Genomic DNA, 20,589 nt, shown 5'->3' on the forward strand with positions numbered 1-20,589 from the left:
AGTGTTTTGCAAAAAAAGAAAAAGGGTAGCCGAGGCTACCCTTTTTAATCAATCACGCGTGAAGCGTAACGGCAACGCCGCTTACTTCTTGCGGATCTGCTGGAGCGTCCGCAGCTGGGCTGCGGCCTCGGCCAGACGGACTGCAGCTGCGCTGTAGTCGAAGTCTGCGCCTTTTTCGTTCAGCGCCTTCTCGGCAGCCTTTACGGCTTCCTGAGCAGAGGCTTCATCCAAGTCGCCAGCACGTTGCACGGTATCGGCAAGTACCTTGACCATGTTCGGCTGAACCTCGAGGAAACCGCCGGAGATGTAGAACACCTCCTTTTCCCCGCCTTGCTTGGTCAGAGTGATCGGACCTGGCTTCAAGCTGGTGATCAACGGCGCGTGGCCCATGGCAATACCCAGGTCACCCAGGTCGCCGTGTGCAATCACCATTTCTACCAGACCGGAGAAGATTTCCCCTTCCGCGCTGACGATATCGCAATGGACTGTCATAGCCATCTGATTGCCTCAACCTGATGAGCGCCCGTTTCCGGGCGCCAGGATTACAGTTTCTTGGCTTTCTCGATCGCTTCTTCGATGCCGCCGACCATGTAGAACGCTTGTTCTGGCAGGTGGTCGTAGTCACCGTTGAGGATGCCTTTGAAGCCAGCAATGGTGTCTTTCAGGGAAACGTATTTACCCGAGGCACCGGTGAAGACTTCAGCCACGAAGAACGGCTGCGACAAGAAACGCTGGATCTTACGAGCACGGTTTACCAACTGCTTGTCGGCTTCCGACAGCTCGTCCATACCCAGGATCGCAATGATGTCCTTCAGTTCTTTGTAGCGCTGCAGCACGTACTGAACGCCGCGAGCGGTGTCGTAGTGCTCCTGGCCGATCACGTTCGGGTCCAGCTGGCGCGAAGTCGAGTCGAGTGGATCGACCGCTGGGTAGATACCCAGGGAAGCGATGTCACGGGACAGAACGACGGTGGCGTCCAAGTGGGCGAAGGTGGTGGCTGGCGACGGGTCGGTCAAGTCATCCGCAGGTACGTATACCGCTTGGATCGAGGTGATCGAACCTTCCTTGGTCGAAGTGATACGTTCTTGCAGAACGCCCATCTCTTCAGCCAGGGTCGGCTGGTAACCTACTGCCGACGGCATACGGCCGAGCAGTGCGGATACTTCAGTACCGGCCAGGGTGTAACGATAGATGTTGTCGACGAACAATAGAACGTCGTTACCTTCGTCACGGAACTTCTCGGCCATGGTCAGGCCGGTCAGGGCTACGCGCAGACGGTTGCCCGGCGGCTCGTTCATCTGACCGTAAACCAGTGCCACTTTGTCCAGAACGTTGGAGTCCTTCATCTCGTGGTAGAAGTCGTTGCCCTCACGGGTACGCTCACCCACACCGGCGAACACGGAGTAACCGCTGTGCTCGATGGCGATGTTACGGATCAGTTCCATCATGTTTACGGTCTTGCCTACACCGGCACCACCGAACAGACCGACTTTACCGCCCTTGGCGAACGGGCAAACCAGGTCGATAACCTTGATGCCGGTTTCCAGCAGGTCGTTGCCGCCCGCTTGCTCGGCGAACGAAGGTGCTGGACGGTGAATGCCCCAGCGCTCTTCGGTGTCGATCGGGCCAGCTTCGTCGATCGGGTTGCCCAGTACGTCCATGATCCGGCCCAGGGTCGCTTTACCGACCGGTACGGAGATGGCTGCGCCAGTGTCGACAACGTCCAGACCGCGCTTCAAGCCTTCGGTGGAACCCATCGCAATGGTACGAACTACGCCGTCGCCCAGCTGCTGCTGAACTTCCAGAGTAGTTTCCGCGCCTTGTACTTTCAGCGCGTTGTAGATGCTCGGTACGCTGTCGCGTGGGAATTCCACGTCGATAACGGCGCCGATGATTTGAACGATACGTCCGCTACTCATAGCTGGATCCTCTGAATATTTGAACCGTTAAACCGCGGCAGCGCCGCCGACGATTTCCGAGATCTCTTGGGTGATCGCAGCCTGACGCGCCTTGTTGTAGATCAGCTGCAAATCGCTGATCAGATCACCGGCGTTATCGGTAGCGTTTTTCATCGCGATCATCCGCGCCGCTTGTTCAGCTGCGTTGTTCTCGACCACCGCCTGGTACACCTGCGACTCCACGTAGCGCACCATCAAGCCGTCAAGCAGCTCTTTGGCGTCTGGTTCGTAGAGGTAGTCCCAGTGGTGCTTGAGTTCCTGATCCGGAGTCGCCACCAGTGGAATCAATTGCTCCACGGTTGGCTGCTGGGTCATGGTGTTGATGAACTTGTTGGATACCACGGACAGGCGGTCAATCCGGCCTTCCAGGTACGCATCCAGCATCACCTTCACACTGCCGATCAAGTCATTGATCGACGGCTCTTCACCCAGGTGGCTGATAGCTGCAACGACGTTACCGCCGAAGTTGCGGAAAAAGGCCGCACCCTTGCTACCAACAACACACAGATCGATCTCGACGCCTTTTTCGCGGTTTACCGCCATGTCCTTGACCAGGGCCTTGAACAGGTTGGTATTCAGGCCACCGCACAGACCACGGTCACTGCTCACTACCACATAACCGACGCGCTTGACTTCGCGCTCGATCATGAACGGGTGGCGGTATTCCGGGTTGGCGTTGGCCAGATGCCCAATTACCTGGCGGATACGTTCCGCATAAGGACGGCTGGCTGCCATGCGCATTTGTGCCTTGCGCATTTTGCTGACCGCCACTTTTTCCATGGCGCTGGTAATCTTTTGCGTGCTTTTGATGCTCGCAATCTTACTGCGAATCTCTTTTGCGCCTGCCATGTAACACCTATCAGGTTAGCAAGCGGGAGCCTTGCGGCTCCCGCTGCGGCTTACCAGGTTTGGGTGGCCTTGAACTTCTCGATACCGGCTTTCATGCCAGCGTCGATATCGTCATTGAAGTCACCCTTCACGTTGATCTTCGCCATCAATTCGGCGTGATCGCGGTTGAAGTAAGCAATCAGCGCTTGTTCAAAGCTGCCGACCTTGGCGATTTCAACGTCGGTCAGGAACCCACGCTCAGCGGCATACAGCGACAACGCCATGTCAGCGATCGACATCGGGGCGTATTGCTTCTGCTTCATCAGCTCGGTAACGCGCTGACCATGCTCAAGTTGCTTACGGGTCGCTTCGTCCAGGTCAGACGCGAACTGGGCGAATGCCGCCAGTTCACGGTACTGAGCCAGAGCGGTACGGATACCACCGGAGAGCTTCTTGATGATCTTGGTCTGAGCGGCACCACCCACACGGGATACCGAAACACCGGCGTTCACTGCAGGACGGATGCCTGAGTTGAACATGGCCGATTCCAGGAAGATCTGACCGTCGGTGATGGAAATCACGTTGGTCGGAACGAACGCGGAAACGTCGCCAGCCTGGGTTTCGATGATCGGCAGTGCGGTCAGGGAACCGGTTTTGCCGGTCACTGCGCCGTTGGTGAACTTCTCTACGTACTCTTCGGAAACGCGGGATGCGCGCTCCAGCAGACGGGAGTGGAGATAGAACACGTCGCCTGGGTAGGCTTCACGGCCTGGTGGACGGCGCAGCAGCAGGGAAATCTGGCGGTAAGCCACTGCTTGCTTGGACAGATCGTCATAAACGATCAGTGCGTCTTCACCGCGGTCGCGGAAGAATTCACCCATGGTGCAACCGGAGTACGGTGCCAGGAATTGCAGCGCAGGAGATTCCGAAGCACTGGCAGCCACGATGATCGTGTTGGCCAGGGCGCCGTTTTCTTCCAGCTTGCGAACCACGTTGGCGATGGTCGATTGCTTCTGACCGATCGCTACGTAGACGCAGAAAATGCCGCTGTTCTTCTGGTTGATGATCGCGTCGATCGCCAGAGCGGTTTTACCGATCTGACGGTCACCGATGATCAGCTCACGCTGGCCACGGCCGACCGGAATCATGGCATCGACAGCCTTGTAGCCAGTCTGTACAGGCTGGTCTACCGACTTACGCCAGATCACGCCTGGAGCAACTTTCTCGACCGCGTCGGTCTCGGTGTTGCCCAGTGGACCTTTACCGTCAACAGGGTTACCCAGTGCGTCGACGACGCGGCCCAGCAGTTCCTTACCTACCGGAACTTCCAGGATGCGGCCTGTGCACTTGGCGCTCATGCCTTCGGCCAGACTGGTGTACGCGCCCAATACAACGGCACCTACGGAGTCTTGCTCCAGGTTGAGGGCCATACCGTAGACGCCGCCCGGAAACTCGATCATCTCGCCGTACATAACGTCGGCCAGACCGTGAATCCGCACGATGCCGTCAGATACGCTGACGACAGTGCCTTCGTTACGGGCTTGGGAGGTCACATCGAGCTTGTCGATGCGGCCCTTGATAATTTCACTTATTTCGGAAGGATTGAGTTGCTGCATTGCTCTGCTGCCCCTTCAAACTCAAGATTTCAATGCTTCGGCAAGTTTCGCGATTTTGCCGCGAATCGAGCCATCGATAACCAGGTCGCCGGCACGGATAACGACACCACCAATCAGGGATGCGTCCTCCGAAGCTTGCAGGCGCACTTCCCGATTGAGTCGTGCACTGAGAACCTTGGCGAGTTTGTCTTGCTGTTCTTGGTTCAATGCAAAAGCACTGGTCACTTCAACGTCTACCGACTTCTCTGCTTCGGCCTTGTACAGGTCGAACAGAGCGGCGATCTCCGGCAATAGCGGGAGACGGTCGTTTTCGGCAACGACGTGGATGAAGTTCTGCACCTTCACATCAAACTTGTCGCCGCACACTTCAATAAAAGTGGCGGCCTTGTCTGCGCTCGTCAGGCGCGGGGCCTTGAGCACGCGCTGCATGGTGTCGTCTTGCGACACTGCTGCAGCCAGGCCGAGCATGGCTGACCAAGAGGCCAGCTGCTGGTGGGCCTGGGCGTGCTCGAAGGCTGCCTTAGCGTAAGGTCGGGCCAACGTGGTCAGTTCTGCCATGATCGCCCTCGCTTAAATTTCAGCAGCCAGTTTGTTAACCAGCTCCGCGTGCGCGTTTTGATCGATTGTGGCACCGAGGATCTTCTCGGCACCGCCGACCGCCAGAGCACCCAGTTGGGCACGCAGCGCGTCTTTGACGCCGTTCAGTTCCTGTTCGATCTCGGCATGAGCCGAAGCCTTGACACGGTCAGCTTCGACGCGGGCTTTTTCAACAGCCTCTTCGACGATCTGGTTACCGCGCTTCTTGGCTTGCTCAATGATCTCGGCTGCCTGTGCTTTAGCTTCGCGCAGTTGAAGACCCACTTTCTCTTGGGCCAACTCCAGGTCGCGAGCTGCACGGCTGGCAGCGTCCAAACCATCCGCGATCTTCTTCTGACGTTCGTGCAAAGCCGCGATGACCGGAGGCCACACGAACTTCATGCAAAACACTACAAAAATGAAGAACGCAACGGATTGGCCAATCAGGGTTGCATTAATGTTCACGCCAACACCTCGCTCATTCGTTGTCCATCACCCTAATCACTCGAAACGTCGAGTGATTAGCCAGCGAGTTGACCAACGAAGGGGTTCGCGAAGGTGAAGAACAGGGCGATACCAACGCCGATCATGGTTACGGCGTCGAGCAGGCCGGCAACGATGAACATTTTAACTTGCAGCATTGGAACCATTTCTGGCTGACGCGCTGCGCCTTCCAGGAATTTGCCGCCCAGCAGGCCGAAACCAATGGCAGTACCCAGGGCGCCCAGGCCGATCAACAGTGCAACAGCGATAGCGGTTAGACCAACTACAGTTTCCATCTTTCCTCCCGACTTTTACGTCGTATGGTTTAGGTTTTTTAGATTTTAAAGCGGTAAAACAAATCGTTTCATAGCCCTGGAGGGCCACCTTCCCGTTTCACCGGGAAGGACATCAGACTAGTCGAGACTGGCCTTAATGGTTCTCTTCGTGCGCCATCGACAGGTAGACGATGGTCAGCATCATGAAGATGAAGGCCTGCAGGGTGATGATCAGGATGTGGAACACAGCCCACGCCCACTGCAGAACGATGCCCAGGCCGCTAAGCCAGAGCAGACCGCTGCCGAACATCACAGCGATCAGAATGAACACCAGCTCGCCGGCATACATGTTGCCGAACAGTCGCAAGGCCAGGGAAATCGGCTTGGCGACCAGGGTCACGAATTCCAGCAGGAAGTTCACCGGGATCAGCAGGGCTTGAACGAAGATGTTCTTGCTGCCGAACGGGTGCAGGGTCAGCTCGCCGATGAAACCGCCGATGCCCTTGACCTTGATGCTGTAGAAAATAATCAACGCGAATACCGACAGGGCCATGCCCAGGGTAGCGTTCGGGTCTGTGGTCGATACGGCACGGAATGGAATGTGCGCGTCGCCGGAGATCAGGATGGCCAACTGAGGAATCCAGTCCACCGGGATCAGGTCGACGGCGTTCATCAGGAACACCCAGACGAAGATGGTCAGTGCCAACGGTGCAATCACCGGGCTACGGCCATGGAAGCTGTCTTTCACGCTGCCATCGACGAATTCGACCAATACTTCAACGAAGTTCTGCAAAGCACCTGGCTGACCGGAAGTCGCCTTTTTTGCCGCCATGCGGAAAATCAGGACGAAGATCAGGCCCAATGCGACCGACCAGCCCAGAGTATCCAGGTGGAAAGCCCAGAAGCCCATTTCCTTGGCCTCTGCTGCGGTGTGAGCAAAGCCCCAGCCGCCGTTGGGAAGCTGACCGAAGGTCAGGTTCTGCAAGTGGTGCTGGATATAGCCCGAAGCGGTTGTTTCTGCCATGGTTGCCTCAAACGCCCTAAGGTTTCGAAAGTCTTGTTTTCATTAGCAGGGGAGCGAACCAGCTGACCAATTGGGTCAACACGAAGACGCCAAATACAGCCAGCGGCGCCAATGGCTTCACACCTGCAAAGGTCAGTGCAAACAGCACTGCCGTCAAAATCAGTTTCCCCGCCTCGCCGGCATAAAAAGACCGGACGATAGCCTGGGCTGCTCGGGCGCCGGAAAACCGAAAGGCCCTGTGAGCAAAATACATATTGGGCAGCAAGGCTATCAGGCCTCCGCAGAGTCCTGAATATCCGGCTACGACTCCATGCCAGTACCAAAGCGCCAATGCGGCGATCAGCAAAATGACAAGTTGAGCCAATAGAACCGGAAAAACGGCCAAGCGATGGAACGGCAACGTGTTTGGCGTGCGGGTTTCCATCACTCTTGCTCCTCAATGGTCGGCTGCCGGAAATCAATAACTTGGCATACTTTGTGCCGACAAAATGCGCGCAGAGTATAGGGGCGGTTCTGCCCCTATTCAACTGCCGGGTAGTGATTTCCGATCACGCGCTACATGAGCAATTGTTTCAGCGAATGTTTCAACGGATGTGGGCAAGGACACCTTGAAGCTCGTCGAGGGAGTTATATCCGATAACCAATTGCCCTTTACCTTTCTTGCCGTGGCGAATTTGCACCGCAGAGCCTAGCCGTTCGGCCAGGCGCTGCTCGAGGCGCGCGATATCCGGATCAGGTTTGGCCGTTTCGACCGGTGCAGGTTTGCCGCTCAACCATTGGCGAACCAACGCTTCGGTCTGACGAACGGTAAGCCCGCGTGCGACAACGTGACGCGCCCCTTCAACCTGTTGATTTTCCGGCAAACCGAGCAAAGCACGGGCGTGACCCATTTCCAGGTCGCCGTGGGACAACATGGTTTTGATGACTTCCGGCAGCGCGATCAAACGCAGCAGGTTGGACACAGTCACGCGGGATTTACCCACCGCATCGGCCACTTGTTGCTGGGTCAGCTGGAATTCGTGCTGCAAACGCTGCAACGCGATGGCTTCCTCGATCGGGTTGAGGTCTTCACGCTGGATGTTTTCGATCAATGCCATGGCGATGGCCGTTTCATCCGGTACGTCGCGCACCATCGCCGGGATGGTTTCCTTGCCTGCCTGCTGGCTGGCGCGCCAGCGACGTTCGCCGGCGATGATTTCAAAGCGGCCACTGCCAATGGGGCGCACCACGATCGGCTGCATCACGCCCTGGGCCTTGATCGAGTTGGCCAGCTCTTCCAGCGCCTGCGGGTCCATGTCCCGGCGCGGCTGATATTTGCCGCGCTGGATCAGGTCCAGAGGCAAGTGCTGCAGCTCACGTTCGTCGGCCTGCACCGCTTGCTCTTCCAGCGAAGTGACGGTCGGACCACTCAGGAGTGCATCCAGTCCACGTCCGAGACCTCGTTTTTTGACGGCCATGGGGATTCCTTAAGTTGGCTGGGCTGCAGCGGTGCGTGAATTGCGACGTTGGCGACGCACCATCTCGCCGGCCAGCGCCAGGTAGGCAATGGCGCCACGGGATGATTTGTCGTAGGCCAGCGCCGGCATGCCGTAGCTTGGCGCTTCGGCCAGGCGAATGTTGCGTGGAATCACCGTGTCGTAGAGCTGGTCGCCGAAATGTTCCTTGAGCTGCGCCGACACATCGTTCATCAGGCTCAGGCGCGGGTCGTACATGGTCCGCAGCAGGCCTTCGACTTTCAGGTTCGGGTTGAGCAATTCGGCGATACGCTTGATGTTATCCACAAGGTCGCTCAGGCCTTCGAGCGCGAAGTACTCGCATTGCATGGGGATAATCACCCCATCCGCAGCCACCAGGGCGTTGAGCGTGAGCATCGACAGCGACGGCGGGCAGTCGATCAGGATGTAGTCGTAGTTCTCCCGGATCGGCGCCAGGGCGCTGCGCAGACGGCTTTCCTTCATCTGCATTTCCAGCAGCACCACTTCCGCCGCAGTCAGGTCGCGGTTGGCCGGCAGCAGTTGATAACCGCCATGCTCGGAATAGTGCATGGCCTGGCCCAGGTCGCACTCGCCGATCAGCAAGTCGTAGACCGAGTTTTCCAGGCCGTGTTTATCCACACCGCTACCCATGGTGGCGTTGCCCTGTGGATCGAGATCGATCAACAGCACCCGGCGCTTGGTCGCGACCAGGGATGCTGCGAGGTTGATGCAGGTGGTGGTTTTGCCCACGCCACCTTTCTGGTTCGCTATCGCGAATACCTTAGCCATTCTTGCTTGTGTTCCCAATCATGCCGTGCGGCGCAGTATCAGCAGATGGCGTTGGCCTTGGCAACCGGGTACGGCCAAGGCGTGTTCGCTATCGAGGTGGAAGTCTGCCGGCAATGCTAACAGCTCGTCGCTTGGATGGACGCCCTTCATTGCCAGCCAGCGGGTGTCGCGGTCGCCCAGGTGGCGAGTCCAGTTGCTGAAGTTCTCCATGCTGCTGAACGCCCGGGAAACAATTCCGTTGAAGGGCTGCTCAGGCGTAAAGGCTTCGACGCGACTGTGGATAACCTGCAGGTTGTCCAGCTTGAGTTCGAGTTTGACCTGGGTCAGGAAGCGGGTTTTCTTGCCGTTGCTGTCCAGGCAGGTGACCTGTGACTCCGGAAACAGGATGGCCAGCGGAATGCCAGGCATGCCGCCGCCGCTACCGACGTCCAACCAGCGACCGTTTTCGATAAACGGCATCACGCTCAAGCTGTCGAGCAAATGGCGCGAGACCATCTCGTCCGGATTACGCACCGCAGTCAGGTTGTAGGCCTTGTTCCATTTGATCAACAGGGCCAGGTAGCCCATCAGCAACGCGTGCTGGGCTTCGCTCAGGTCTATGCCCAATTGGCGCGCACCTGTGGATAACTCTTCGGCGTGTTGCGAGGTGACCAACGAACTCAAGCGCTTTGCTCCAACTGGCGGCCCGCGCCGCGTTTTTTCAAATGAATCATCAACAGTGAAATCGCCGCCGGCGTCACGCCAGGTATGCGCGAAGCCTGGCCGAGCGTCTCCGGCCGAGTTATCCCCAGCTTGCTTTGAATTTCCTTCGACAGCCCGGAAATCCCGGTGTAGTCGATATCCACAGGCAACTTGGTGTTTTCACTGGCGCGCAGACGAGCGATCTCGTCCTGCTGGCGGTCAATGTAACCGGCATACTTGGTTTTGATTTCCACCTGCTCTGCAACCTGCGGATCGTCTGCGCCGCCACCGGTCACTTCGACCAGGCCAGCGTAATCTATCTCCGGACGCGATAGCAGGTTCAGCAAGTTGTATTCATGAGTCAGCGGCGTGCCGAATTTTTCGGCGATCGCATCGCCCTGTTCAGTGCCGGGGCGGACCCAGGTGCTTTTCAGGCGCTGCTCTTCGAGGGTGATGCTCTCGCGTTTTTTGCAAAACGCCGCCCAGCGTGCGTCATCGACCAAACCCAGCTCGCGACCTTTTTCGGTCAGGCGCAGATCGGCATTGTCTTCGCGCAGGATCAGGCGATATTCCGCCCTGGACGTGAACATCCGGTACGGTTCCTGGGTTCCCAGGGTGATCAGGTCGTCGACCAATACGCCGATGTACGCTTCATCGCGACGCGGGCACCAGCTGTCTTTGCCCTGGGCACGCAATGCAGCGTTGGTGCCGGCCAGCAAACCCTGGGCGCCGGCTTCTTCGTAACCGGTAGTGCCGTTGATTTGCCCGGCGAAGAACAGACCGCCGATCACTTTGGTTTCCAGGCTGTATTTCAGGTCACGCGGATCGAAGTAGTCGTACTCGATGGCGTAGCCAGGGCGAACGATGTGGGCGTTTTCCATGCCGCGAATCGATTGCACGATCTGGATTTGTACGTCGAACGGCAGGGAAGTGGAAATCCCGTTCGGGTACAGCTCGTGGGTGGTCAAGCCTTCGGGCTCGATGAAGACCTGGTGGCTTTCCTTGTCGGCAAAGCGGTGGATCTTGTCTTCGATCGACGGGCAATAACGCGGGCCGATCCCTTCGATCACCCCGGAGTACATCGGCGAACGGTCGAGGTTCGCGGCAATGATTTCGTGGGTACGGGCATTGGTGTGGGTGATCCAGCAACTGACTTGTTTCGGATGCTGTGCCTTGGAACCCATGAACGACATGACTGGTATCGGTGTATCACCGGCTTGTTCGGTCATCACCGAAAAATCCACAGAACGCCCGTCGATTCGCGGCGGGGTCCCGGTTTTCAAGCGGCCGACACGCAGCGGCAATTCACGCAGACGGTTTGCCAGGGCAATCGACGGCGGATCGCCGGCGCGCCCACCGGAATAGTTCTGCATGCCAATGTGGATAAGCCCGCCGAGGAAGGTACCGGTGGTCAACACCACGGATTCTGCGAAGAAACGCAGGCCCATTTGGGTGACAACGCCGCGTACCTGGTCCTGCTCGACGATCAGGTCGTCCGCTGCCTGTTGAAATATCCACAGGTTCGGCTGGTTTTCCAGGGTTTCACGTACCGCTGCCTTGTACAGAATGCGGTCGGCTTGTGCCCGGGTAGCACGTACGGCCGGGCCTTTGCGGCTGTTCAGCACGCGAAATTGAATACCACCTTTGTCGGTAGCCGTCGCCATCACGCCGCCAAGGGCATCGATTTCCTTGACCAGATGGCTTTTGCCGATGCCACCGATGGCAGGGTTGCAACTCATGGCGCCGAGGGTTTCCACGTTATGCGTCAGCAACAGGGTTTTTACGCCCATGCGCGCTGACGCCAGTGCTGCCTCGGTACCGGCATGACCGCCGCCGATGACGATCACTTCAAAACGGGAAGGGAAATCCACCACGCACCTCGTGCCTGCTTATGTAGGTAATCAGGAATTGTTTGTTGAAAGAGTTTTAGAGCTTTGGCGGCAAGTATAGGGACTTAGCCCTGCCTAAAGAACCCTTTGCACAAAATTTAACCAGCTGTGGATGAAGCACGGACAATAGAAATTAAAAGAGAGAAATATATTAAATCTTTGTTTTTATGTTTATTTCTACTGAGCACCCTTTCTGTGGATAGATCTCTGTAGACCTTTATTTACGTTGTGTACAGCGCTTCAAAAGGTTGTGGTCATGTGCCAATGAGGGGGTTGGATAAGTGACTTAAGCCTGTGGATTAAAGTGATGGTTATCCACAGATGGGTTTTTGCTCAGGTTTCAGGCGTGGTTATCAACTGGGCCCAAGGGCGGTTATTCACAGGGCTTAACTCACAGAAACGGCTGGCTCCAACCGAGGATTTGGCCTCAAGACATCTATTGTGGGAAAACACGAGGGCGGTTAATAATAGCGATTATCATTAACCTATCTTGTCGCGCCTATGTCTCCTCCTTCACACACGACAGCTGTGCAGCACATCTACGAGCAACACCATTCGTGGTTGCATGGGTGGCTCAAAGGCAAGCTGCATAACGCCTGCGATGCGGCCGATGTGGCCCACGATACGTTCGTGCGTATCTTGGGTGGGCGCGACGCTGTGCAGATCCTCGAACCACGGGATTACCTGGCGACCATCGCCAGAGGCCTGGTGATTGATCGCTATCGCCGGCACGCCATTGAGCAGGCATATAAACAAACCCTGGCCGAGCGCCCTGAAGCCACCGCCATCAGTGAAGAAGACAAGGCAATCATCATTGAAACCCTGGTGTCTGTGGACAAGGCGCTGGCCGGTTTGGGGGAACGTGCACGGCGAATCTTCATGCTGTCGCAGATTGAAGGGCTGACTTATCAACAGATCGCCGATGATCTGCAGGTGTCATTGACCACGGTGAAGAAACACATGATTCGTGCGCTGACCGAGTGTTCACTGATCATGGCCAGTCTGTAATGCCCGCGCCTGATCGCAAGACATTCGAGGCTGCAGCCAGTTGGTATGTGCAGTTTCAAGCGCAATCGCCGACGCCCGCCGAACGGCAAGCCTGGCAGCAATGGCTCAACGGGGACCCTTCCCATCAGGCGGCGTGGAGCCAACTGGAGCAGTTGCAGCGCAGCCTCGGCGCCCTGCCCCAGGACTTCACGCGGCGCGCCTTGACCACCACGCAACAACGCCGCCAAGTGCTCAAGTGGATGCTGGCACTCGGCGGTACCGGGTATCTGGGCTGGAATGTTCAACGTCATACATCCCTGGGTAACGTATGGGCGGACTACCGAACGCCTGTGGGTAAACATCGGCGAATCGAACTGGCCGATGGCACTCAAGTTGATCTCAACACCGACACGGCCATCGATGTGCTGTTCGACGCGCGCCAACGCTTGATCCGCCTGCGCGAGGGTGAGGTACTTATCCACAGCGGGAAGCGGGCCGGGTACCCGCCGTTATACGTGGAGACGCATCACGGTCGCGTGCAGGCGTTGGGCACTCGATTTACCGTGCGTCAGTTCCCGGATTCCACTCGGGTGGGCGTTCTGGAAGATCGGGTCAACCTGTCCCCCGGCGACCAGCCCGACCGCAGCCGAACGCTGGGTGCGGGTGAATGCGCGGAATTTGATCGACATGCCATAAGGCCTACCCAGCACTATGGCCGCACACAAGCAGCTTGGACCGACGGTCAATTGATCGTGCTCGACGCCAGACTTGGCGATGTCATTGCTGAACTGGCGCGCTATCGGCCGGGCCTGATGCAGTGTGACCAGGTCTGCGCTGACCTGCGTGTTTCCGGAGCGTTCCGCCTGGACTCGACAGACGCGGTACTGGCCAACCTGCAGGCCACCCTGCCGATTCAGGTGAAGTACTTCACGCGCTATTGGGTGTCAGTCAACCGAATCGGTTGATTGAAAAAATAATCCACAGGGGGGTTATCTTTTTTTTATCTGGCGCGGCCCTTCAGGTAATCACGACGCTACCTTCAGGGCTTACCCATTTATGTGCCTTCCTACCCCGCTACGCCAGCGACTTTCCTGCCGCGCCCTTACCTACGGCCTGCTGCTCGCCGCCTCCTGCGGTACGTTGTTATCCACAGGGGTCATGGCCGCCAGCGCGACGCAACACTACGTCATCGCTGCCGGCCCACTGGACAGTGCGCTGAGTCAGTTTGCCGCCAGGGCCAATGTGATTCTGTCGTTCTCGCCTCAACAGACTTCGCGTCTGACCACTTCCGGTCTGGATGGCGATTATTCGGTGGATCAAGGTTTCGCGCTGCTGTTGCAAAACTCGGGGTTGCAGGCCGTCGCCCAGGCACCTGGCAGCTATGGCTTGCAAGCAATACCTACCGGCCAGCTCACCCTCGCACCGACGACCGTAAGCGCGTATCAAACGGATGGGTTCGGTCAGGGGCTTGCGCCGGATGTCGGCTACAAGGCGCAAAACAGCCGTATCGGCACCAAGACCAGTACGCCTCTGTCGCAGACGCCTCGTTCGGTATCGGTGGTGACCGGGCAACGTATCAAGGATCAGAAATCACAGACACTGACCGAAGTGCTCGGTTACGTACCCGGTATCTTCGCGCCGCCTTTTGCCGCAGGCGACGGGCTGGCGGGCGACCTGTTTTTCATTCGAGGCTTCAACGCTACGGACTACGGCTACGGCCTGCTCAGGGATGGACTACGTGTGCAAGGCAATCGGTACGATACAACCAGTGAGCCTTATGGCCTGGAGCGGGTCGAGGTTTTCCGCGGCCCTTCTTCGCTGCTCTACGGTGAAAACGCGCCGGGCGGATTGGTCAACCTGGTCAGCAAACATCCGACCGCCAACCCCCAGGGCGAAGTGCAATTGGGGTACGGCTCGAACAACCGGCGTCAGGTGGGTGTGGATATCTCCGGGCCGCTCAATGACAGTGACAATGTCCTCGGTCGCCTGGTGATGCTTGGCCGAAAATCCGATACCCAGACCGACCACGTACCGGACGATCGTATCTACATCGCCCCGTCCCTGACCCTGAATTTTGATGACTACAACACCCTGACCCTGTTGGCCAACTACCAGAAAGACCACACCAATCTGGAACTTGGCCTACCCGCTGCGGGCACCTTACTCACTAATCCCAACGGTAAGCTGTCCAAGCACACCATGCTTGGCGACCCGGATTGGAACACCTTTGAGCGTGAAGCCTGGAGCACTGGCTACGAGTTCAGCCATAGCTTCAATGACGATTGGCAGTTCCGCCAGAACTCGCGGTACATGCAGTCACGTATCGACCGCCATGAGACCTGGCCGAGCGCGCTGAATAACCGGGGCTTCGGCACCCAACTGAACATGACCGCCTACGACCGCTACAACAAATCCATGGTCTATTCCCTGGATAACCAGCTCGAAGGCAAATTCCAGGTCGGCGGGTTGGAAAACACTGTGTTGGTCGGCGCCAGCTACGACCGCACCTCGTTCAACCAGGATTGGGATGCCGGTTTCGCCGGCACTATCAATGTGTATAACCCCGTGTACCTGAGGGACCCGCTCACTCCGATCGCTGTGCAGAACACCTTGCTCGAGCAGCAGATGAAAGGCGTGTACGCACAAATCCAGAGCAAGTACGACCACTGGCTGTTCCTGCTCGGTGGGCGGCAGGACTGGGTTGACAGCGATTTCCGCGACAAAGTGAACAAGGCCAGCAACATCAGCACCCAGGACCGCAAGTTCACCTATCAGGGTGGCGTGATGTACCAGTTCGACAACGGCCTGACGCCGTATGTCAGCTATTCCACCGCGTTCGTTCCAGTGCAGCAGATCTCCAACGCCGGCGCACCGTTGAAGCCGATCACCAGCAGCCAATATGAAGTGGGCGTGAAGTACGAGCCGATCGGCTGGGACACGGCGATGACCCTGTCGGTGTACGACTTGCGCAAACAGGACGACACCTACCTCGATGCCACCACCAACAGCTATCGCCAGGTAGGTGAGAGCCGCGCCAAAGGTGTGGAAGTTGAAATCAACAGCGACCTTACGCCAAACCTGAATGTGACTGCGGCCTACACCTACACTGACGCACGGATTACCAAGGATTCCGCCGCTTCCTTGGTAGAAGGGCATCAGATGACCGGCGTTCCGCGCAACCAGGCTTCGGTGTGGAGCAAATACCGCTTCCTCGACGGTCACCTTAAAGGCCTGTCTGTGGGCGGTGGCGTGCGTTATTTCGACAGCACCTTTTCCTACACGGCGCCTACGCTGTACGGCAAGCTGGATGCTGGAAGTGTCACGCTGGTGGATGCAGCGGTGGGGTATCAGATCGATTCGCACTGGTCAGTGGATGTGAACGCCAAGAACCTGTTCGACAAGGAGTACGTAGCCGGTTGCAACGACGCGGGGCGCTGCTATTGGGGCGACAGCCGTACCTTGCTGGGTACGGTGTCCTACAACTGGTAAGCGCGTGACTATTTGCCGATACAGAAGCTGGAAAAGATTCGCCCGAGCAAATCATCGGAACTGAACGCGCCGGTAATCTCCCCCAACAGCTGCTGCGCCTGACGCAAATCCTCAGCCAGCAGCTCCCCTGCCCCCGCCAGGGTCAGCTGTGCTCGCCCGTGCTCCAACGCCGCGCTGGCATGGCGAAGCGCCTCCAGATGCCTGCGGCGTGCACTGAAGCTGCTCTCCGAGGTCTGCTCATAGCCCATGCACGCCTTGAGATGGTCACGGAGCAACTCCAGGCCATCCCCTGCCGATTTGGCACTGAGGCTGATAGTCACATGGCCATCGTCGCTGGTTTGCATCGCAATGGCCTCACCGGTCAAGTCGGCCTTGTTACGGATCAAGGTGACTTTGGCCGGGTCTGGCCGTTGCTCGAGGAATTCCGGCCACAATGCAAAAGGATCCACGGCCTCGGGGGCCGTCGCATCCACCACCAATAAAACTCGATCTGCTTCGCCGATGGCTTTGAGCGCGCGTTCTACGCCGATTTTTTCCACCTGGTCGTCGGTATCGCGCAATCCGGCCGTATCGACCACGTGCAACGGCATGCCATCTATGTGGATATGTTCGCGCAGGATATCCCGAGTGGTACCGGCAATTTCGGTGACGATGGCCGCCTCGCGCCCCGCCAGAGCATTCAGCAGGCTGGATTTGCCGGCGTTGGGACGACCCGCGATCACCACGGTCATGCCGTCACGCAGCAATGCGCCCTGCCCGGCTTCGCGCAACACTGTGGATAACTCCTCGCGGACTTTATCCAGCATCGACAGGACGTGGCCATCGGCCAAGAAGTCAATTTCCTCTTCAGGGAAATCAATGGCCGCTTCGACATAGATGCGCAGGCTGATCAACTGCTCAGTCAAGTTATGCACACGCAGCGAAAAAGCCCCCTGCAACGAACGCAATGCGTTGCGCGCAGCCTGTGCAGAACTGGCCTCGATCAGGTCAGCAATGGCTTCGGCCTGGGCCAGGTCGAGTTTGTCGTTAAGGAACGCGCGCTCGCTGAACTCCCCCGGACGGGCCAGGCGGCAGCCCAACTGCAGGCAGCGCTGCAGCAACATATCCAATACGACCGGGCCACCGTGTCCCTGCAGTTCCAGTACATCTTCGCCGGTGAAGGAGTTGGGTCCTGGGAAATACAGCGCCAGGCCCTCATCCAGCACGCTTTGGTCCACATCCAGAAACGGGCCGTAATGGGCATACCGCGGCTTCAACTCGCGCCCACTGATCGCCTTGGCGGCCACGCCTGCGAGCGGCCCGGAAATTCGAACGATACCGACGCCGCCGCGACCTTGAGCGGTTGCGACAGCAGCGATGGTTTCACGAGGAGCGCTCATCAGCAGGTTCCAGAATTAAAGTGGCAGAAAGCAAAACGCCCCACTAGGGGGCGTCTTGAGTGGTTATCCACAGAGTAAATTACGCCTCGGCTTTTTTGGTAGCCGCTTCGATTTTACGTGTGATGTACCACTGTTGGGAGATCGACAACACGTTGTTGACTACCCAGTACAGCACCAGACCTGCCGGGAACCACAGGAAGAAGAAGGTGAAGATGATTGGCATCATTTTCATCACCTTGGCCTGCATCGGATCCGGCGGAGTCGGGTTCAGGCGCTGCTGGATAAACATGGTCGCGCCCATGATGATCGGCAGGATAAAGAACGGGTCTTTGATCGACAGGTCAGTTATCCACAACATGAACGGCGCCTGGCGCATTTCCACGCTTTCCAGGAGTACCCAGTAAAGCGACAGGAATACCGGCATCTGCACCAGAATCGGCAAGCAACCACCCAACGGGTTGATCTTCTCTTTCTTGTACAGCTCCATCATGGCCTGCGACATTTTCTGCCGGTCGTCACCATGCTGCTCTTTCAGCGCAGCCAGCTTCGGCGCCACGGCACGCATGCGCGCCATCGACTTGTAGCTGGCGGCTGACAGCGGGAAGAAGATCCCCTTGATCAGCATGGTCAGGAAAATGATCGAGAAACCCCAATTACCCACAATGCTGTGGATATGTTGCAGCAGCCAGAAAATCGGCTGGGCAATGAACCAGAGGAAGCCGTAATCCACAGTCAGTTCCAGACCTGGGGACAACTCTTTCAGCACGGCCTGGCTTTTCGGGCCGGCGTACAGGGTGGCACTGGTTTCAGCCTTGGCGCCGGGTGCGACGGTCAACGCCGGGCCAGTAAAGCCAATGATGTAGTTGCCCTGGCTGTCCTTGCGGGTTTGAACCAGGTTCGCGTCACCCTTGTTCGGGATCCATGCGGTCACGAAGTAGTGCTGCAGCCAGGCTACCCAGCCACCTTGAACGGTTTCCTTCAGCGCGCCCTTGTCGATGTCTTTCATCGACACTTTTTTGTACGGCTCGTTACTTGTCCACAGGGCAGCGCCTAGGTAAGTCGCAGTGCCGGTGGCGGTGCTGGAGGAAGGATCGGAGCTGGCGTCACGCTTGAGCTGGGCAAACAGGTTGCCGCTCCAGGCTTTGTCGCTGGTGTTGTCGATCAGGTAAGTGACCTTCAGATCGTACAAACCACGCGTGAAGCTGAAACGCTTGATGTAATTGACGCCGTCGAGGCTGAATTTCAGGTCGACGTTCAGCTGGTTCTGGCCATCAGCCAGTTGATAGCTTTTCTGCTCGGTCGAATAAATCGGACGACCGGTAGCACGCGCATCCGGACCATTGGTGCCGGTCAGGCCGCTTTGCGCCAGATAGGTACGTTCACCGCCGTTATCGAACAGCTGGAACGGAACATCCGGGTGGTCCTGGCGACGTGGATAAAGCGGCAGCTTCAGCTGTGCGATATCACCGCCCTGCGGGTCGATAGCCAGGTCGAGCACATCCGTTTTCACGTGGATGAGGTCTTTGTTGGTGACCACTGGCGTTTCTAACGGGGCACTTGTCTCGCCATTCGCGCTGGGAACATCGGCACTCGCGGACGCATTGTTACCCAGCGGGGTGTCCGGAATAGCCGGCGCAGCCTGATTGGTAGCAACATTCTGAGTCGGCAGGGCAGCCTGGCCATAGTCTTGGTTCCATTTCAGGACCATGACGTAGGACACGATTGCCAGGGCGACGATCAGGATCGTGCGTTTAATATCCATGATTACTCGGCCATCGAAGAGGAACGGGAGGTAGGGATAGGCGGAACCGGGTCATAACCACCGGGATTCCACGGATGACAGCGACCTAAACGACGAAAGGTCAGCCAGCCACCGCGCAGAAGACCATGATTTTCTATGGCCTCTAACGCGTAGCAGGAACAACTGGGGTAGAAACGACAGTGGCTGGCCATCAGAGGACTAATGGCATAGCGATAAAACTGGATCGGAACGAGGGCCAGTTTACGCATCGGTACTGTCTACCCCTACAGTTTCGGTGCTGACTGCTGGTGCTGGTTTGTGGGTACGCGCCAGACGTTTCCAGAGCTTGCCGAAATGCTGAATCAATTCGGGGTTTTCTACATCCCCCAAGCCTTTGCGCGCGACGATAACAATATCCCAACCAACCAGAGTGTCCTGGTGGAGGCGAAACGATTCGCGCATCAGACGCTTGAGGCGATTGCGCTCAACGGAGAGCTTTACGCTCTTCTTGCCGATCACCAACCCGAGACGGGGGTGATCAAGATCGTTGTTACGCGCAAGGAGCAGGAGATTTTTCCCCGGAACCTTGCCGGTGGGGGAGTCAAAGACTGCCTTGAAATGCCGGGGGGTTAGCAGACGCTTTTCCCGACTGAAGTCCTGACTCACCACCAGTACCGGATTATCAAACTGCCAGACGCGCACGACCTTTGGCGCGGCGACGCGACAGGACAGCACGGCCGTTCTTGGTAGCCATGCGAGCACGGAAGCCGTGAGTACGGGCGCGTTTGATGGTGCTTGGTTGGAAAGTACGTTTCATGGCGTTGTTACCTGGTTCGTCCACAACGGGCCGGAATGGCCCCCGTTTTAAGAGACCGGCGATTCTAGAGAAAGCAAGCCTCTAGGTCAATTTCCAACCAGCTTTTCCTTTAATTAGTTCTCTGACGGCCACGTCAGCCTTTCTGTCCGCTTCTCTTCCATGAGCGGCATAGATATAAAAATAAAGAAGGAAGTTATTTAAAGCTTTTCTGTAAAGCTTATAAAAGCTAGGGGGGCGATCTGCTGTGGATAACTGTCTTTAGGCCTTATTCCACCTGATGTACAGAGAATGACAACACGGGGGAGAAACGGTGCTCTGCCTGTGCTGCGCTGTCGGATAAGCTGTGTGTGGAATGGCTTGTTATCCACAGGCCAGTTACCCACAGACTTTCGACCCCAGTTGTGCAACGAGCTCAAGGGCGGTTATCCACAGAGCTTATTCACAGACCGCCGGTCGCCTTTTTCCAGGATAAGACGTTGATTTTGGATGGCCTGTGCGCAACCTTCATGTGGATAAGTGGGCGGCTGGTCGCTACAATGGCGGTTGTTTTTGCCTCACCGGCTTTCAACTTAGGGGATATCC

Annotated in this window: 21 protein-coding genes; 3 read left to right on the forward strand and 18 right to left on the reverse strand. The window is 57.3% G+C overall.

What is annotated here, in order from left to right; translation table 11 throughout:
- Positions 1-81: 81 nt before the first annotated feature.
- The 13 genes from C4J86_RS26675 to mnmG form a co-directional block, all read right to left on the reverse strand.
- Entirely contained in the window at positions 82-498 is a 417-nt protein-coding gene (locus tag C4J86_RS26675) for a F0F1 ATP synthase subunit epsilon (RefSeq protein ID WP_015886644.1), read from the reverse strand.
- A 44-nt stretch (positions 499-542) separates the two neighbouring features.
- Positions 543-1,919, reverse strand: coding sequence for a F0F1 ATP synthase subunit beta (gene atpD / locus C4J86_RS26680; protein ID WP_017135118.1), 1,377 nt, complete (start codon positions 1,917-1,919; stop codon positions 543-545).
- 27 nt (positions 1,920-1,946) lie between these two features.
- Positions 1,947-2,807 carry a F0F1 ATP synthase subunit gamma gene (gene atpG / locus C4J86_RS26685; protein WP_034139931.1) on the reverse strand — a complete coding sequence of 287 codons (861 nt, stop codon included), beginning with the start codon at positions 2,805-2,807 and terminating at the stop codon, positions 1,947-1,949.
- Positions 2,808-2,857: 50 nt separating this feature from the next.
- Positions 2,858-4,402: a F0F1 ATP synthase subunit alpha gene (gene atpA, locus C4J86_RS26690; protein ID WP_003177064.1), complete on the reverse strand. Its 1,545-nt coding sequence runs from the start codon at positions 4,400-4,402 to the stop codon at positions 2,858-2,860.
- Between the two features lie 21 nt (positions 4,403-4,423).
- Positions 4,424-4,960, reverse strand: coding sequence for a F0F1 ATP synthase subunit delta (locus C4J86_RS26695; protein WP_015886646.1), 537 nt, complete (start codon positions 4,958-4,960; stop codon positions 4,424-4,426).
- A 12-nt stretch (positions 4,961-4,972) separates the two neighbouring features.
- Complete coding sequence (locus C4J86_RS26700) at positions 4,973-5,443, reverse strand: F0F1 ATP synthase subunit B (protein ID WP_010565867.1); 471 nt, start codon at positions 5,441-5,443, stop codon at positions 4,973-4,975.
- Positions 5,444-5,499: 56 nt separating this feature from the next.
- Positions 5,500-5,757: a F0F1 ATP synthase subunit C gene (gene atpE / locus C4J86_RS26705; RefSeq protein WP_002555987.1), complete on the reverse strand. Its 258-nt coding sequence runs from the start codon at positions 5,755-5,757 to the stop codon at positions 5,500-5,502.
- Positions 5,758-5,890: 133 nt separating this feature from the next.
- The gene (gene atpB / locus C4J86_RS26710; protein ID WP_057725770.1) at positions 5,891-6,760 is read right to left on the reverse strand and encodes a F0F1 ATP synthase subunit A; all 870 of its coding nucleotides are present in this window, start codon (positions 6,758-6,760) and stop codon (positions 5,891-5,893) included.
- Between the two features lie 16 nt (positions 6,761-6,776).
- Positions 6,777-7,184: a F0F1 ATP synthase subunit I gene (locus C4J86_RS26715; RefSeq protein WP_043048220.1), complete on the reverse strand. Its 408-nt coding sequence runs from the start codon at positions 7,182-7,184 to the stop codon at positions 6,777-6,779.
- A 160-nt stretch (positions 7,185-7,344) separates the two neighbouring features.
- Positions 7,345-8,217, reverse strand: a complete 873-nt coding sequence (locus C4J86_RS26720) for a ParB/RepB/Spo0J family partition protein (RefSeq protein ID WP_124365074.1) — start codon at positions 8,215-8,217, stop codon at positions 7,345-7,347.
- A 9-nt stretch (positions 8,218-8,226) separates the two neighbouring features.
- The gene (locus C4J86_RS26725) at positions 8,227-9,024 is read right to left on the reverse strand and encodes a ParA family protein (protein ID WP_057725767.1); all 798 of its coding nucleotides are present in this window, start codon (positions 9,022-9,024) and stop codon (positions 8,227-8,229) included.
- Between the two features lie 18 nt (positions 9,025-9,042).
- On the reverse strand, positions 9,043-9,687 hold the full coding sequence (gene rsmG, locus C4J86_RS26730) for a 16S rRNA (guanine(527)-N(7))-methyltransferase RsmG (protein WP_124372357.1): 645 nt from the start codon (positions 9,685-9,687) through the stop codon (positions 9,043-9,045).
- Positions 9,684-11,576: a tRNA uridine-5-carboxymethylaminomethyl(34) synthesis enzyme MnmG gene (mnmG, locus tag C4J86_RS26735; RefSeq protein ID WP_124372358.1), complete on the reverse strand. Its 1,893-nt coding sequence runs from the start codon at positions 11,574-11,576 to the stop codon at positions 9,684-9,686. Before mnmG ends, rsmG begins: the two co-directional genes overlap by 4 nt.
- A 519-nt stretch (positions 11,577-12,095) precedes the next feature.
- Here mnmG and C4J86_RS26740 point away from each other — a divergent pair.
- The 3 genes from C4J86_RS26740 to C4J86_RS26750 all read left to right on the forward strand — a co-directional run bounded on the left by C4J86_RS26740 (position 12,096) and on the right by C4J86_RS26750 (position 16,070).
- Positions 12,096-12,602: a sigma-70 family RNA polymerase sigma factor gene (locus C4J86_RS26740; protein ID WP_124365077.1), complete on the forward strand. Its 507-nt coding sequence runs from the start codon at positions 12,096-12,098 to the stop codon at positions 12,600-12,602.
- Positions 12,602-13,546: a FecR domain-containing protein gene (locus tag C4J86_RS26745; RefSeq protein WP_124372359.1), complete on the forward strand. Its 945-nt coding sequence runs from the start codon at positions 12,602-12,604 to the stop codon at positions 13,544-13,546. The genes C4J86_RS26740 and C4J86_RS26745 overlap by 1 nt, the downstream gene beginning before the upstream one ends.
- A 91-nt stretch (positions 13,547-13,637) precedes the next feature.
- Positions 13,638-16,070 carry a TonB-dependent siderophore receptor gene (locus tag C4J86_RS26750; protein ID WP_124372360.1) on the forward strand — a complete coding sequence of 811 codons (2,433 nt, stop codon included), beginning with the start codon at positions 13,638-13,640 and terminating at the stop codon, positions 16,068-16,070.
- A gap of 8 nt (positions 16,071-16,078) precedes the next feature.
- On the opposite strand, the gene mnmE is transcribed toward C4J86_RS26750, so the two are convergent.
- The 5 genes from mnmE to rpmH form a co-directional block, all read right to left on the reverse strand.
- Positions 16,079-17,449 (reverse strand): tRNA uridine-5-carboxymethylaminomethyl(34) synthesis GTPase MnmE, encoded by a 1,371-nt coding sequence (gene mnmE / locus C4J86_RS26755; protein WP_124372361.1) that lies wholly within the window; start codon positions 17,447-17,449, stop codon positions 16,079-16,081.
- 79 nt (positions 17,450-17,528) lie between these two features.
- Positions 17,529-19,211, reverse strand: coding sequence for a membrane protein insertase YidC (yidC, locus tag C4J86_RS26760; protein WP_124365081.1), 1,683 nt, complete (start codon positions 19,209-19,211; stop codon positions 17,529-17,531).
- Between the two features lie 2 nt (positions 19,212-19,213).
- Entirely contained in the window at positions 19,214-19,459 is a 246-nt protein-coding gene (gene yidD / locus C4J86_RS26765) for a membrane protein insertion efficiency factor YidD (RefSeq protein WP_010207715.1), read from the reverse strand.
- Positions 19,452-19,859, reverse strand: a complete 408-nt coding sequence (rnpA, locus tag C4J86_RS26770) for a ribonuclease P protein component (protein WP_372238030.1) — start codon at positions 19,857-19,859, stop codon at positions 19,452-19,454. The genes yidD and rnpA overlap by 8 nt, the downstream gene beginning before the upstream one ends.
- Before the next feature lie 13 nt (positions 19,860-19,872).
- The gene (rpmH, locus tag C4J86_RS26775; RefSeq protein ID WP_003213577.1) at positions 19,873-20,007 is read right to left on the reverse strand and encodes a 50S ribosomal protein L34; all 135 of its coding nucleotides are present in this window, start codon (positions 20,005-20,007) and stop codon (positions 19,873-19,875) included.
- Between the last annotated feature and the right edge of the window lie 582 nt (positions 20,008-20,589).

The sequence above is a fragment of the Pseudomonas sp. R2-7-07 genome (assembly GCF_003852355.1).
Classification (GTDB): domain Bacteria; phylum Pseudomonadota; class Gammaproteobacteria; order Pseudomonadales; family Pseudomonadaceae; genus Aquipseudomonas.